Below are 16,933 nucleotides of genomic sequence, written 5' to 3' on the forward strand. Positions count from 1 at the left end.
GTCGTACAGTAGTAACTCTCCTTAGGTAGCACTCGTGCTGTGAGTAGCGTGTGGAACAGCGCAAGTGAGCGACTGCGTCGGAGCGATATATGGACCAGCGCATGGAAATGCCGTGCAAGCGAGCTGTGTATGTGAACATCGGATATTTGCACCAGCCTTGGGGGCGCGTATGTGGATAGCGTATGTGAGCGCCTGCCTGGGGTCATATCATCGCCAGTAAATTGTGTCGGGTCGGGGATTGCCTCAAGCATTCTAACGAAACTGTGTAGCCTTATTTGGGCAATAACAGGCACAGTGAGATTGTAACGAAACTCGGCAACGCTATCAGCAGAAAAATCGATAAAAAGAGGAGGAAAAAGGAAATTAGCGATACCCAGTTTCATTAAAAATCGAAACGCGGTAAAAATAGCGATTTAACGAAATGTAGTTTCGTTACGATCAAATAGCACGCAGCACTTGCCAACGATTGGAAAATAGCTTATAGTATAACCAAATTGAAAAACTAGAGTGCGGAAGAACCGCCCTTATTCTCCTTTGTGAGAGTAGGGGCGTTTTTTATTAATTTTGGGTTTAAATAGATAATTTTGTAAAAATAGGAGGAATGGACTAGGTTATTGAAGAAGGAGTGGTAGGTATAAAAGACTATATTTTCGAACTCGATTCGAACCTATTTCACGGTGAAGCATTTAGCCGCAAATACAAAATATATGGAGGTTTTTTCTATGAAGAGCATTCGCTTGAATAACAAATTTGTAACCGCAGGTATAGCCACAGCACTTATGATGACAGGATGCACTAATAATGCATCATTACTGTCGGCAGCTCAAGCGGAAATCAGTGGGAGTAAACAATCGACCATTACTTCGGAGAAGGCATCAGTGAATCATACCTTGTCTGATATTCAAGGCCATTGGGCAGAACAAGCGATTCAGGGAGCTATACAAGCTGGATATGTGGATGGTTATGAGGATGGCACGTTCAAACCGGAGCAGGAGGTTACGCGGGCTGAGTTTGTGACGATGGTAACTAAAGCTATCGGCTTAAATGCTTTGAAAAAAGAGACTGATTCAAATTGGTACGATCCGTTTATATCTGCCGTTGTAAATGCCGGATATCACCGTTATACGGACTTTAATAGCGGAACCTGGAATACTGCTATTACTAGATTGGAAATGGCCAGAATTTCCGTTCGTGCGGCTGATGAAAAACTGCAATCAGCAGATAATCAAACCAGTGATGAAGAATTGATGTTCCTGGCGACCAAAACAGGACTGATTACCGGAATGGCCGATGGACAGTTGGGGAAAGAAGAAACGGCCACTCGGGCGCAATCCGTAACCATTATTCAACGCATCCTGGATTTGAAGGAAGGCAAAGAGCTGGAAGTTGATAAACGGGCAGCCAGCTACGCTGAGGTGGAGTGGCGCAGCACGAATATGGAATCGATTTTAGGAGTTTTGCCGGAGGGTGAGTTTCCCATGGATCTATCCTATGGGGCCGAGGTAGACGTTACATTGAAGCAAGTTTTGGTGGTGGATATGGAAGATCCGGATGCGGCATTTAGATCTTGGTTTCCTAAAGTTTTAAGGTCAATTGATGGAAAGTATTCTACAGATGATTACTTAGTTGCTTTGAAGATGAACGTATCCAACAATGCGGTTCGTGAAGGTTACTGGGATATAAGTCAGTATATTGGTCCAGGGTATCACTTCGGACGTGCTGTTATTGATTCAGATTTTGAAGATTTAACTCATGTATCAACATATGGAACTTATTTAATGAAGAAGAAATTTAATAATATAACTTGGATGTTGATGATAATGCCTAAAACGGAAGTGGAAGAAAGATTATCGAATAGGGAGTTTTGGATATCAATCTCAAATAATTATGAACCTACTCGTCGTGTCAATTATTTATCAGAATGACATAAAGAAATGATGGTGATGTAGACGTGAGAGTAGGGAAAAGATCCAAACAGGTTGCCGCTGTTTTATTATCTCTTATTTTACTAGCAAGTATTTTACTGCTTTTTCCTAGTGGAAAACTGCAAGCGGAGTCTTTGGATATTAGTTTCGGTGGGGCAGAGGTAACAATAGATAACGAAAAATACTCCTACCTGCCTTCGAGCAGTCTTTCCGGATTAACAGTAAATCTTAATTTCGGTGATCGAGAAATTGATTATTGGGAAGTAGAAGTGAACGGAAATAAAATTAAAAACGGTGGGACATTATCCGGAAATGTGCTTACGCTTCCCGACATTAAAGGCATTGAAAAACTTGTTGTAAATACTACAAATACTAATCCCGGTCATTATATTTGGCGAAATGCAGCGGGTACCCACTGGCAAACTCAAGGGGAACGGACTGCAAAATATTCATTTCCGGGTAGTTGCATAGAAAATGGTGTATCAGAATGCCCAGGAGTATTCCCGAGCCATCTTCCTTATGATTTACAATATCAAGGCAAAGCAGTGACGACGGCCTATGAAGTAGAATCTCCAAGCTTATATTATTTGGATGAAAATAAAATGGGTAATAAGGATGCAAAAACTATTCCTGTATCTGCAGTGGTACCCGAAAGCATACGAATCATTAAAGAAAAATCAAAAAATATAACCGATAATGTAGATATTCTTGAAACCGGAGGTGTTACTGAAGGTGCCGAACCGGGAAAAGGAATGGTTAGGGTTGCAAAACTATTAGACAAAGAAAATAGCAAGAAAGGCTTCGACTGGGATCCTATTCCATCTGATACTCCTATTATCCCACATACCGAAGGTCGCAACTATAAAATGGAGATCAATGCCTTTTGGCAAGGGATCTCCTACGAATACAGAGGGAAAGTAACGGTATATCTGAAACCAACAGAGAAACCCGATTTAGGCAGCCTTGACTTTAAAACACTGGTGGATTGTATTGCTTTAAACGTAGAGACTCCATTTGAATTTTCCTTCAGCAATGGTGGAGGAGTGATCGATACACCATTTACGGTCCAGGTATGGGTCGCTGGTCAACTCCATAAGACATTCAATTATCCGAAGATGGGAACCAACAAGACAATCACGGAGAAGTTCACGTATACGTTTACGAACGAACGGTCCACCGAATTTGTCATCAAGCTGGATCCGGATAACCGCATCGTCGAAGAAACAAAGTCCAATAATGAGATCAAGAAGCTCTATGCGGCCAGTCGGTATTGTGACGACAAACCGGGAGAAGACAAGAAAATCACTGGAGATTTCGATGTGGTTCCTAGTGAAATCACATTTCGAGATTCATTTAAGATTATTCCCAAAGATATTGAGGTTACCGGTCCTGGGTGTACGTATGTCAGTCATCAGTTCCGAATAACCCTCAACTATAGCAACATGTTGCCAAAATCGACCAACAAGACGCAGCCGACCGAAGTCACCTATCCGTATCCAAGTAATGTAGGGGTGGGTACGAATCAGGTCTACATGAAAATCTTCACGACATGTGGAGAATCGGAATGGATCGGCCCCAAGCCAATCAAGATTTTAGATAACCCGAACAACCGACCTCCCGTTTTTCAGATTGGCTGGTTTCAGGGCGGGGATTTCGAAGGCTGGAAACCTAACGCACATATCGTTGTCAAAGATTCCTGGGTCAATCTGCGGGTCATTCAGAACCCGACAACCAACCCACCGGAGCCTTACGATCCGGATGGCGATCCAATAGAATACTATTTTCATTTCGAAGATAGTAATAGTACTTGGATACGAGGATTGCCGGATTATTATCGGTTTGGGCCCTGGAATACAGAATACAATAGCATGCGGGCGACCGAACTAGGTACGCATGAGATCATGGCGACGGCCACCGATTCCCAAGGGGCCTCTTCGACAAGCAAGGCGATGATTACCGTAGTCGAGCCCAACCCGATACCGATGATTACAGCACCTGATTCCGTAGTGGAGGGCCGTCCCGTCACTCCACCTATTACTGGGGAAAAGAGTTTCACCTACGTACCCGGGCGGACCATATCCCGATTCGATTGGGGAAATAGACGAGATATGTACCCAACACCGGGGATCGAAACCATCACTTTGGAAGTGGAGGACAGTTCTGGATTACGTTCATTGCCCGAGAGTAAAGCCGTTCACAAGCTTCTAGTGAAGGAAGATCTGCCTCCGATACCTAAGTTGGCCTACAACGCCATTGGACTCCGGAATACACCGCTGGCGATCAAGAACGAATCGTACAGCCCGGATGGTGACGCGATCGTTATCAATGATTTATATGTGGCCTATGATGCCAACAATGACGGAAAATGCAACGAAGCAGACTATCGGAAAATTAGCGAAAATGGACAAACTGTCAACTATACAGCGGATAAAGTAGGAAAGTACTGTCTGAAGGTGTATGCCGAAGAGGATTGGGGTAAACAGGCTACCGGGTATTTTTCCTTTGAAATCGTGAACCAAGCGCCAGAAGTAGATTTTACGCCGGTCGGCATTTCAACCGAGCCGGAACCGATCGAATCTACGGTTTACCCGGCAAGTGAGTTTATGACCAATAAATGGGTAAACACTTCGTTAGATGAAGCCAGTATCCTTAAATATTGGTCAGCGGCTCCGGATGGAACTTTGGTTACAGTTCCTATCATTCAGGATAGACCGAATAACATTGCCGATAAGACTCCAGAGTATTTATATGAGGTACTTCCAATTTCGCCTGAAAAAATAACCGCTGGCAAAGCAATTAACATGCCAATAGGGTGGAGCAGAAGTTTCAAATTGTCGTATTTTCTAGGGGGAGGGAAGTATATAGGGGAAAATTGGGAAAGTGGATCCGGAAGCTTTGAGTTTAGCTACCACTTGGTAGATACAAATGGTAGTGCCCCTAAATTATTATTTAAAGGTATAAGGCCGGACCTGTTTGTCCGGGAAGACTTAGGGGAAATTCTATTTTACTATGAGTATCACTACGGTCTAGAGGGAAATATAGATAAGTTCAGGAGGTATTACAAGAAATACAAAATATCTGAACTAGCCAGAGGGAACACTAGGCCTCTGGATGAGTCTGAGCAAGTGATCGAGCGGAATAACAGTACGTATGAGTACAGGGTAATTGAAGGCCGGGCTCTAACCTTTTCTGACGGATCGGATCCTCGGAGAAATAGCAGGATGGTCAAATTCAATTATGACATTAAAGAAATAGATCGCACGAACCGGAAAATCTATTCGTATCGTTATGATGATTTAACGACACCTTACAAGGTGGAAAACTATACGGGAATTCCTGCAGTGAGGATGGAATATGAAGGACAGGACGGTCATCCAGACCATGGGCCTAAATTCCAAAATTACTCTGATTTCTCTGCAATGGACTTCAAGGGAAATCGTTATGAAATCCTAAGTGAGATGGTTCTACTCAATCCTGGATACAGGTATGATAGTCACCTTGTGCGCTGGGACGGAAATACAGGACAGCCTAAAATCATCTATACCTTTAATGATGGAACGAGCATGAACACTAGAATTTGGAATACGGGAGGGAATCATAGGTATGTCAATCTAGACCGAGGTTTTAGATGGGAAGAGAAATGGTACTTTGACACTCTTACGGAAACTATGCACAGGGGAGAAAAACAGGATGCGTCTGCATTTTACCTGACTGGACTAAACGGAATTGGCGTTTTTAGGAATCCCATCAGAGATCCCTACGATGACGAGCTTATGGGCTATATTTTCGAGCTTAGAGACCGTAAATCTCAAAGAGTCTTAGGAGAGCTTCCTTTCAGATCAGGAAGGTATGAGGACGGAAATGCCCAAGTACTCGGCGGGCATATCTATTTTATGGATGGTAAAAAACTTTTCTCTTATACCTACGATGGGGAGCAACCTCCCGATCATAACGAATGGCATACCAACGGGCAGTTAATTAACTCCCAAATGGCTCCAATGACGAACGGAACGATTGCTTGGAGCCAGAAGATCGCGTATCAAGAAGAGAGTTATGTTCCTACGGGAATGAGCTTCCGGATACAAGATCATAAAAATATGTATCGTGTGGAGGCAACAAGCTCCAAGTTAAAATTACTCAAAATCGTCAACGGGAGAAAACAAGTACTGCGAGAAGTCACTCATTTTGTTCCGGACAATACGTGGACAGGCTACAAAGTTGATATGCGAGGCAGCAGTCTGAAGGTGTACGAGAACGGGGTGCCAGTCATTGAAGTGACGGACAGCACGTTTACCCGAGGCACATTTGGGCCGTATTCCGTCCATGATACGGTTGCCTTCAAAGGAATCTCTTCACGAATGATGCCGGCTGGAACCGACAGCGATGTGAACGGATATGCGATCGTCGATACAACGGTAACCTATGACACGACGTACAGCGACTTTGAATCCGACCCTAAGATTGCGGATAAGACGGAATGGAAGACGGAGCATACCAATACGACCATGTTCCTAGATGCCGGGGATGGCAAAAGCGGACTATCTGCGTTCCATAATTCCGTGAGGAAGACGCCGGTTCCGGTTTTCGATAAGGTGGGCATGTACCGCATATCGTACCGGGAAATGGATGATCCTCATCCGAATTACCGTTATCCAAGCAACGTGTTTGGGAAATACCGGAAGTATTCAGATTTTGATGTCAAAACGCTGATCGTCCATCGAAGGCCGATAGCGAATTTCACGGCCAGCGTGGATAATAACAACCTGGTGGTTTGGAATGAGCGCAGCTACGATCCGGACCGCTGCTACAGCTTCGGAAACTGTCAGCCGGCTTATGCTGGCAATCACGGGATCTATCAGAAGAAATATTACTATGTGACCCCAAGTGGACATACCGTCCAAGGGAAGCTGCAGAGGCCTACGGAGCAGGGCGTCTATACCCTTGGGCTGGCCGTAGCGGATGAATACCGGGCATGGAGTGACTGGTACGAGCAGGATATCGTAGTGAAGCAGCCTGTAGCTGCCAACCGTCCACCAAGTGCGACACTCACTTATCCGAACGGAAGCAAGGCGAATCCGACTTATGTTCCTACGTTGACACCAACAATTAAATGGAATCAAAGCGATCCGGATCCCGGCACGGTCTTTGAACTGTTTGATGTCCAGATTAAAGATGAATGGGGCCGAATTTTCCTCAAGAGAACCGGACTAGTCCAGAATACGACAGCGACCTCGAACCAGTGGACGCTTGATGTTCCTCTGGAGCAGGGACAGAAGTATGAGGTGCAAGTGCGAGTCGCGGATGGCCAAGACTATTCGCTCTGGTCCAACGTCGGCTGGATGATCACGAACCGTCCGCCAGCGGCTCAAATGACGGTTCCGGACGGCACGAGGGACAAGCCGACCATGATGGAAACCTTGCGGCCGACGCTGCAATGGCGGCAAACCGACCCTGATCCGGGAACCGTATTTAAAGCCTATCAGTTGCAGATCACTGATGAGTCCGGAACGATCATTCTGGATACCGGACAGAAGACACAGAATACTTCCAATACATCTGCGAGTTGGAAGGTAGATCGGGATTTGCCGCCGCGGCAAAACATGCAGGTGCGTGTTCGAGTCCATGACGGTCATGTCTGGTCTCCCTGGTCGCCCCAGGCCTGGATGATGATTAATCGCCCACCGCGAGCTGACTTTAATTGGTCGCCCAAACCGGTATGGGAAGGAGATGCGGTCGAAGTATTTTCGCTCGCGACCGATCCCGATAACGATCCACTGAGCTACGAATGGCTTGTCGTCAGCCCGGATGGAACGAGGACAAGTTACGATACCCCTCGTTTTAATGCAAAATGGATGGAGCCCGGGCGTGTGGAGGTCCAATTGACGGTATCCGATGGTCTTGCCTCGGATTCGATCACTAAAACGATCATCGTTCAAGAGCTGACTATTCAGTCGGAGGTTCACCATACGCCTAAGTGGTTGAAAAACCATGAAGATAGGGGGCATAATACGACGGAACCGCCCAAAGATTTTTACTCCGGCGAAGTGTTTGTCGTTCAGACCGAGAGTGCGCCAGCTCCAGTGAAGGAAGCTTCCGCTTCTTTGCGAGCGAAAGGGAAGGATGGCACCTCCATAGACATTACCACTCGGCTGGAGCCGGAGGAAAGCGGCATTCGGTTCCATGGGGAATTGTATGACGAACAGTTGGGTTCTTTAGATGGGGGGCTTCCGACTGGACTGCACTCGATCCGCTTCAAGATCATCTATGAGAATGGTGTAGTCAAAGAAGAGGATGTGCCTATTCGGATCATTGGATCGGTCCATCAATTTGTGGGCGTTCACCGGATTCAATAGCGGCTGGGAAGCCTAGCATCCGGCTGGGGCAAGACAATTGGGAAGCCTAGGAGTCGGCTGGTGAAAGGCGTACAGAACCTTTAGGATTGCTTTGCCCAATAATCAGGCGTGAACGGTACGGATACTGTTCACGCCTTTGTTGTTTGGCCAGCGGACATGGTGAGTTAATTCGCGGAGTCTTCCGGTTCTTGGATTTCAAATTCGGCAGCCAGCGTATACTCTGATTTGTAGCCCTCCGATGAAAAGGTTTTAATGACTCGATACTGACCTGGGGTCCATTCCTTCAGCTTGATTAATTCTTCGTAGACTTCACCGGGATACAGGTGGATTCCAATTGCTGGAAATGCCTCTTCCGAAGGGGCCCATGTCCACAATCCATCGATTTTCTTCTCCAGCCGATAATCCTTGCCAAAGAATAGAAGGGAGGGCCCGGCATTAAACAGCTTAAGCATTTGCTTCCCGTCCTCCGCCTGCTCCGGCCTGTCTATCGTCAGCCGCGCATTGACTTCCCGCTTAGGGACATAGATGGGAGATAGTACGGTATCCTCAACCTCCTCGTTCTCTCCCACTATTTCAATGCTAAGCAGGTAGAGTGCTCCTTCTTCATCCGGAAGCTGAAAATCGAAGAACGCTGCGGGGAAGGTAGTCCCAGACAATCGGTCCCTACTTTCCTCCAGCAATCCGGTATTTTGCAAGTTATCGTCTCGTTTGGTCAACTGAATACGGATGATTCGATGGCCCGGATTCGAGCGAAAGGCTACGGATAGATTGGCTCCCGGCTCGTGAATTCCGGAAGGATACGAAAAAAGCAGCGGTTCTCCGCTATTCCCATGGAACCATTTTCCCGTTCGAGGGCCATATTCAGTCTTTTCATGAAGCTTATCCAGGTCTTTCTCCATTAGATCGTGCCAACGGAATCCGCCAGGGCTTCGTTCTGGATCCCCTATAACATCCGGCACCTCTTGGAGATCTGCAACAACGGGGGAAGGCGCATTGGGCATTTCCGGCCGAACCGCTTGTGAACAGCTTATTAGCAATAAAGAAATTGCCACCGCTAGACCGACTGCTTTCATCATTCCGATTTCCCTCTTCTTTCTATATGTTCTCACCAAATGATTTGAATTCAGACAAGGAACTCATATAGAATAGACGATATTTTTTGTAAAAAAGTTTCCGCAGTCCGAGAAAGATCTATTTTAATATTTTAATTATGGCTCAAAATGATAATCAGTCCTTGACTTTGTCGGGCAGCAATGGACAGATCGTCGCTGGCTGACTGGGAGTTTGTCCGATGAAACGATTTTAAGATGGGCAGAGTGCAGCTATGCAAAAGACTGCAGAAGTGCATCTTTTTAGAGAGAACACTTAAGTAGTTGGATTAAAGGCTGCAATAGTGCATCTTTTTGCTTGTTGAAACAGGGAATCAGCCATTTGGAAAGAGAATTCATGTATTTTCGCAGGCTTTTCTTTCGAACAGCTCCATTCATTTCACAATTGATGTAGTATTGCAGCCATTTAGGTTCGTCCCATCCAACAAGGGAGGAAAAACGGTCATCCATCCACAACGGTCATCCATCCACTAGGTCAGGCAGTCCCGAAAAACTTGCCTGTCCTAAAATCCAGTTAGACCCCCATGCCTCTGGCCGCGGCACCATCAGATGATGAAAATAGACGGATTTGCAAGGTAGAATGGCGGTAAAGAAATTCAAACACTGATTTCAATGTTGAGCCTATAGTTTACAAAGTTGCCGGGAAAATGCGATTTTTTTGTTCTGCGGCTTGTGTTTAGGGAGCGAAGTTGATTATATTGGTAATGACGAAAGGGGAAGAGGCTGCATGATTTTTTTGAGAAGAGAGAGCCTGAAGCAGTATATCCGGTGGTATCCGATTACCTCCCTATGGATTATTATCAATTTGATTATGTTCGGCTTGATGGAATGGTTCGGCTCCTCAACCGATACGTTGACGTTGTTGAAATTTGGTGCGATGTTTCACAATCCGTTGCTCGGAAGTCCGGAACCGTGGAGATACGTAACCTCCATATTCCTTCACATTGGGGGAATGCACCTTATTATGAACAGTTTCTTCTTATACGTGTTCGCTCCTCCGCTGGAACGGTTGCTCGGGTCGTTTAAGTATGTCATTTTTTATTTGCTCAGCGGGGTGGCCGGCAGTATGGTCAGTTATTGGCTGGCGAGCGGACCCACCGTATCGGCGGGAGCCTCGGGGGCGATTTATGGTATATTCGGCGCCTATCTATATATCAGCTTATACCATAAGCATCTAATGGATCAGCAGTCACAGAAGACGGTTATGACCATGCTTATCGTCGGGTTTGTATTTTCTTTAGTCATGCCCCAAATCAGTTGGACGGCCCATCTCGGCGGATTGGCCGGGGGCTTCGTGCTGATGGCTGCAGGAACCCCGCTTTGGAGCAGGCGTGGCCGATGACCTATCCCATAGATGAAGAGGACAAAGGAGCCCAATGCGTTAGCAGGGCTCCTTCTCCTTGGGGCGAGAAACTTGGCAAGGTGATGACCGACCGACTTCGCTACAGCGTGCAGATAGACGGCTTGCCAGGCAGTTTACCACTACATCCTCCCGCTTTCCTTGCGGAACTCTCCTGGGGGAACACCGGTAAATTTTTTGAAGATCCGAATGAACGAATTAACGTTCTGATAGCCTACTTGAACGGCGACCTCCTGGATTTTTAAATCGGTCTCCCGCAGCAGCTCCTTCGCTCTGTCCATCCGGAAGGTATTGACGTAATCACTGAAATTGATTCCCCGTTTTTCTTTAAAGTAAGTAGACAAGTAAGCGCCGGTGATGTTCAGCTTATCGGCTAACAGGTCCAGGGAAATGTCCTCCCGGTAATGATTCTCCACGTATTGGGTCACGAATCCGGTAATCGGATCGTTCTGCATTCTCTTCTGTTTAATGTGTCCCGCCACCTCGGGAAGCAGATCGTCAAAAAACTTCTCGAACTGCTCCAGCGTCAAGCACTGCTCCAGCTGTTCGGTCGAGTAAGTCACTTCCATCCGCCCGACGGCATCCGCATTCATGGAGCGAAGCACATGAAGCACCTTGTTGACTATTTCTTGGGAGAAGTCGCGGAATTGCTCCAGAGTGGCCTCTTTTTTGGCCATTGCGGCCAGCATCCGGCGAATGATAGGAGCTAGTGCCGCTTCATTGCCTGCTAACAGATTGCTGGTAAATTCCTGCTCCTCCACAGCGTTAAGCCGATAAGTCTTCCGTCGTTCGTCCAGATGGTCGATAACCTGCGTTTCTTCCCCCAGCTTTCTTTGTGCGATCATAGTGAGCAGCCTTTCATAGGCAGGTGTGAAAGCGGCAGCTTCGTGATGCTGTGCGCTGACCGCGATCGTAACCGTACAATAGGAACGGTCCAGGTCGAAGGCTTGCTTCAGACTTCGCAGAGAATCATCCAGCTCCGAATCGCCTTCCTCATCCAAGAAGAGAAGAGACAGAATCTTATCCTTTTCCACCTGAAACGTAAATGCTTCTTTAAACGCCCGGCTAAATTCCGAGTGAATGAATTCACGGATGAAATAGGCCGCCCGGTTGGGGGCAATGTCCAATTCCCGTGTAACAAGCTCCCGGAACGTTAACTGAAACAAGACGAGCTGAAACGGTCGATTCTTATCCAGCGGCAGCTTGATATCCTTCACCTGGGTTTCAATACTTTTTAACTTGTCGATATAGGCGTAGTAGGTGAGCAGTGAATTTTTGTTCGACAGGTCTGCGTTAATCGTCTTATTCTTCTCCATCAAATCACTGAGCTTGTCGCTGATCCAATCGTATTCCCGAATTTGGCTGCGGGGAGCGGCCGAGAATTGAAGCTGCTCGATAGAACGAATAATCCGGGTCAACGGATGATTAAACTTTCGAGTAAAGAAAATCGACGTCGATAGTCCGATGACGATCGCTAAAGCAAGCAGTGCAATGAGAATGACGTTTAAGCGAACAATTTGCGCAGATATTTTCTCATAGGGAATGATCGACCAGTATCCGTAACCGCTCTCTTCTCCGCGCTGATAAAAATAATAATAAGATCCTTTTTTAAAATAGGTTTGGTGGATGGCGGGCTCTATTAACGTTATCCCGTCAGAAGGCTCCTCAGTGTTACTGTATAAGGTCAGACCTTGATCGTCCACCATATAGAACTTCTCGTCTTGGCCTGCCTGGTGAAAGGACTGAAAGAGCGGTTCTGCATCCAGCAGCGCCAGAATGACGAAGCTGGAGTTGTATCTGTTTTTAATTAGCACGGGAATAAGCTGCCCTTTGGGGACTTCGTTCTCCAGGTTATACTCCACAAAAGGAGCGACCGGATACACTTTAAAAATGAACGGCTTATCCAGCTCCTGCTGCCAGAAGTCGAGAGAATACTGTCCGCTAGCATAAAATTTGGAGAACATTTTATCTGCTGTCGTCGTCCCGTCCTTCTCAATAATTAGTCCGCTGTCAACTAAATAGTAAATAATATTATTTAAATACAGATTGGACGTATTTAACGTATGCTGCAAATCTTTACGAACTTGATAAACAATATCGTAGTTGATTTGATCAGAGGAACGGATTAATATTTGGGCTTTATCGTTAAAATACATGCCGAAGCCCATGTTTTTGACCAGCTTGATGTGCTTCTCTATATTTTCAGCCGTCGCGCTCATATTGAGACGGTTATTTTTAATAATTTCCTCCTGAATGTTGGACAGGAAGAATTGATAGGAAATCACGTTAAAGGAGACCAGCAGCAGAATGATAGTCATGAAGCTGGTGAGCAATTTGAAAAATAAAGAATGTCCCCTGGTTTTAAAAAGTGATTTCAGCATGGATAGCAAATCTCCTGTCTCCTTGATCGACTATAATTATTGTGTATAATTGCCAAAATTATATCATTAGAAGGAAACGATGGGAAGAATGGCGCCGGGAAAGGGTATCTTCATTCTTTTAAGAAGTTAGCAATATTATGGATTCCAGTAATTCTGGTAATCCTTTAAAGTTTTGACCATTCCCCACGGGGCCCTATCCGGGTAAGATAACGTTATCATAAGGCAAGGAGAGGATGATGACCCCGATGGAATGGACAGAATCGGCAAAGCAGACCGGCATTCGGCAAAGAAGTCCAACGAACCCCGGTCCTAACAAAAAATCGCGGCTATCCAGCAAATGGATCAGAGGAAAATATTTAGTTCTCATGTTCGTTCCGTGTTTACTCTATTATTTGTTGTTTAAATACTTGCCGATGTTCGGCATCGTCATTTCGTTCAAAAATTATAACCTGTATAAAGGAATATGGGCGAGCGACTGGGTAGGCTTGAAATATTACATCATGTTTTTTCAAAATCCCGATTTCCCAATTTTGCTCCGCAATACGTTCTTGCTGGGCTTCTATAAGCTGCTATTCGGGTTTCCCGCTCCGATCGCGCTCGCTCTGCTGCTGAATGAAGTAAAGACGATAGTATTCAAACGATTTGTACAAACGGTAAGCTATCTGCCGCATTTTATTTCCAATGTGGTCGTGGCGAGCATGGTTATTCTTTTTCTTTCTCCCTCGGGAGGAATGATCAATAAGATTATTGAATCTTTAGGCTTTGAGTCCATTAACTTCATGGTGGAGCCGAAGCTGTTCCGATCTATCTATGTCGTATCAGAGATATGGCAGCATATCGGCTGGGAGACGATCATTTACTTGGCAGCGCTAACATCGATTGACCCGATGCTCTACGAAGCGGCGGAGATCGACGGGGCTTCCCGCTGGAAGAAGCTGTGGAACGTCACTTTGCCGGGAATTGCCCCGGCAATCGTTATCCTGTTTATACTCAATGTTGGCAAAGTGCTGGAAATCGGCTTTGAGAAGGTGTTCCTGTTGTACAACCCGGCCACTTACGAAACAGCGGATATTTTGAGCACTTATGTTTACCGCACCGGGCTGATGCAAGGCAATTTCAGCTATGCGGCCGCCATTGATCTGTTCACCGGCGTCGTCAGTCTCGTCTTTATTTATTCCACCAATTATTTGAGCCGGAAGCTTGGCGAAACGAGTCTGTGGTAGGGAGGGCCCGCTATGAAAAGAAAGCTGTCTTTATTTGCTGTTGTCAACACGTTCATTCTGTGCGGAGTAGTTCTTGTTACTCTCTATCCGTTCGTTCATATGATTGCGGTATCTCTCAGCCAGAACATCTATGTGATGAAGGGTGAAGTGACGTGGTATCCTAAAGGGTTGAATTTTGACATGTACCAGATCGTGCTTCAGGATTCCCGGATTCTCAAGTCTTATGTCAATACGATTATTTACACTAGTTTTGGTACAGCGATATCGCTGGCGATAACCGCACTGGGAGCCTATGCGCTGGCTAAGAAAGATATGCCGTTTCATCGCGGCTTTACACTGCTGATCGTGTTCACGATGTTTTTCAGCGGCGGGATGATCCCGACCTTTCTGGTCGTCAAATCGATGGGAATTATGGATACGGTCTGGGCGATGGTGCTTCCCGGTGCTGTCAGTACGTGGAATTTGCTTATTATGCGCACGTTTTTTGGCGGAATTCCGCTGGAGCTGGAAGAGTCCGGCAAGATGGACGGGCTCAACGATTTTGGCATCTTCATTCGCATCGTCGTCCCTTTGTCCAAAGCTGTGTTTGCGACAATCGGTCTTTTCTACGCCGTCGGCATGTGGAATAACTTTATGCTGCCGCTGTTATATTTACGGGACCCGGAGCTGTTTCCGCTTCAGGTCGTGCTTAGAAATATCGTATTGGCCGGACAGATGAATTCCGGTGACGTGACGAGTATTGGCGGCGATAATATGGTTGTCGAGGAATCTTTAAAGTTCGCTACCATAATGGTTTCGACGCTTCCTATCCTGCTGCTGTATCCGTTTCTTCAGAAATATTTCGTTAAAGGCGTTATGATCGGAGCGGTCAAGGGGTAGATAAAAATATGACAAAAAGGGAGAGGTTATGGCTATGAAAAAAAGCGTATCGGTCGCAATGTCTTCAGTGTTGGCGTTATCCATGCTGGCAGCATGCTCAGGAGGCAACAAGCATCAAGGAGGAGGTAATCCGGCCGGCACTCCGGGAGCGGCAGGGGAGACAGAGCCCAAGGTAAGCACCGCCCCGGTACAGAAGGAACAGACGTTTACGATGCTTACGGAATCGCATCCTAACTGGCCTTATGATAAGAATGCGTTGGTCTGGAAAATCATTAAGGAAAAAACGGGTGTTTCTCTAAATATGCAGACTCCGTCCGGAAAGCTGGATGATACGATTAATCTGAACGTCGCTTCCGGCAATATGCCTGATATCACGTTCATGCTTTCTCTGAACCAGGCGAACAAATACGGACAGCAAGGGGCGCTCGCCAACATTCTTGAATATACGGAGCTTATGCCGAATTTTCAAAAATGGATGGAGCAATACCCGGATGTCGTCAAGTCGACGCTGGCGGCCGACGGCAACCTGTATGTTTTCCCTAACGAAGGGATTGGGGAGACGAACCGGATGATTTGGCTTTATCGGGAAGATATATTCACCAAACATAATCTTCAGCCTCCGACCACCTATGATGAGCTGTACGAGGTGTTGAAGAAATTGAAGGAGGAGTACCCTGACAGCTATCCGTTTACATTCCGGACGGGGAATAACCTGGAGATTTTGCGGAATTTATCCCCGGCTTTTTTGACGAATGAAGGGTATTACGTGGATGAAGCCACCAAAGAGATCAAGTACGGACCGGTTGAAGATAGTTACAAAACGATGATCGGGTATTTAAATAAGTTTTATAAAGACGGCTTGATGCCGAAGGATTGGCTCACGGTCGATACGAAACAATGGCAGGATATGATATCGACCAATCAATCGTTTATTACGATAGACTATATTAGCCGGATTGACTTTTTCAATATAGCGATGCGGAAGGAAAATCCAGAGTTTAATATGCAATTTATGGCCCCGCCGGCCGGACCGGACGGCAAGGCGCTCAACGCCTATACTCATACAAACTATTCGGGAATGACGGTCAGCTCCAATTCCAAACATATCCCGGAAATAATGCAATATATGGATTGGTTCTATTCGGAGGAAGGCAAAGATATACTGAGCTGGGGGATCGAAGGAGAAACGTATGAGGTAGAGAACGGCAAGAGGAAGATCAAATCCGATTTCATTGATTTGACTGATCTTCGTAAGCGGACTAATTTGTCAACCAACGGAGCTTACATTTGGATTGATTATGACGCCCATTTGGCCATGTCCTCTGAGGACCTGCAGCAGGCTTACGAGGAAGCGAGAAAGTACGATGACGTTCTGCGTCCGCTGCCATCCTTTAGCGAGCAGGAACAGGAGTTGATTTCAACCAAAGGCGAAGCAGTGCAAAAAAACCGCAACGAAACGATCAGTAAATTTATTCTTGGCGAAAGAAGTCTGGACGAATGGGATAGATATGTGGAAGGAGCCTACAAGCTCGGTCTTGAGGAAGTACTCGCAACTTATAGAATTGCTTTTGAGCGGGCGGCTAACACCAAGCTGAATTAAGCTGAATTCAATACCTGAATCAGGCGGAGAAACTCCGCCTGATTGTTTTGACGAATAGAACTTCCCGAAATTTACTAATAGGGAAGTTACTTCTATCGTATTG

At 46.1% G+C, this 16,933-nt stretch carries 8 protein-coding genes; 6 read left to right on the forward strand and 2 right to left on the reverse strand.

Annotation, left to right across the window (positions count from 1 at the left end):
- Positions 1–722 precede the first annotated feature (722 nt).
- Positions 723–1,925, forward strand: a complete 1,203-nt coding sequence (locus tag KJS69_RS22215) for an S-layer homology domain-containing protein (protein WP_213585980.1) — start codon at positions 723–725, stop codon at positions 1,923–1,925.
- A 602-nt stretch (positions 1,926–2,527) separates the two neighbouring features.
- Positions 2,528–8,278 (forward strand): glycoside hydrolase family 78 protein, encoded by a 5,751-nt coding sequence (locus KJS69_RS22220; RefSeq protein ID WP_213585981.1) that lies wholly within the window; start codon positions 2,528–2,530, stop codon positions 8,276–8,278.
- 164 nt (positions 8,279–8,442) lie between these two features.
- Here KJS69_RS22220 and KJS69_RS22225 read toward each other — a convergent pair whose 3' ends face one another.
- Positions 8,443–9,354 carry an immunoglobulin-like domain-containing protein gene (locus tag KJS69_RS22225; protein ID WP_213585982.1) on the reverse strand — a complete coding sequence of 304 codons (912 nt, stop codon included), beginning with the start codon at positions 9,352–9,354 and terminating at the stop codon, positions 8,443–8,445.
- 760 nt (positions 9,355–10,114) lie between these two features.
- Between KJS69_RS22225 and KJS69_RS22230 the strand changes: the two genes are divergently transcribed.
- Positions 10,115–10,729 carry a rhomboid family intramembrane serine protease gene (locus KJS69_RS22230; protein WP_213585983.1) on the forward strand — a complete coding sequence of 205 codons (615 nt, stop codon included), beginning with the start codon at positions 10,115–10,117 and terminating at the stop codon, positions 10,727–10,729.
- A gap of 140 nt (positions 10,730–10,869) precedes the next feature.
- Here KJS69_RS22230 and KJS69_RS22235 read toward each other — a convergent pair whose 3' ends face one another.
- On the reverse strand, positions 10,870–13,128 hold the full coding sequence (locus KJS69_RS22235) for a helix-turn-helix domain-containing protein (RefSeq protein ID WP_213585984.1): 2,259 nt from the start codon (positions 13,126–13,128) through the stop codon (positions 10,870–10,872).
- Between the two features lie 245 nt (positions 13,129–13,373).
- On the opposite strand from KJS69_RS22235, the gene KJS69_RS22240 reads away from it, so the two are divergent.
- Genes KJS69_RS22240 through KJS69_RS22250 form a run of 3 tightly spaced genes read left to right on the forward strand, consistent with a single transcriptional unit; the run spans position 13,374 to position 16,830 of the window.
- Positions 13,374–14,351, forward strand: a complete 978-nt coding sequence (locus tag KJS69_RS22240; RefSeq protein ID WP_213585985.1) for an ABC transporter permease — start codon at positions 13,374–13,376, stop codon at positions 14,349–14,351.
- Positions 14,352–14,363: 12 nt separating this feature from the next.
- Entirely contained in the window at positions 14,364–15,230 is an 867-nt protein-coding gene (locus tag KJS69_RS22245; RefSeq protein WP_213585986.1) for a carbohydrate ABC transporter permease, read from the forward strand.
- Positions 15,231–15,264: 34 nt separating this feature from the next.
- Positions 15,265–16,830 (forward strand): extracellular solute-binding protein, encoded by a 1,566-nt coding sequence (locus KJS69_RS22250; protein WP_213585987.1) that lies wholly within the window; start codon positions 15,265–15,267, stop codon positions 16,828–16,830.
- Positions 16,831–16,933 lie beyond the last annotated feature (103 nt).

The organism is Paenibacillus sp. J2TS4 (genome assembly GCF_018403245.1).
Lineage (GTDB): Bacteria > Bacillota > Bacilli > Paenibacillales > NBRC-103111 > Paenibacillus_L.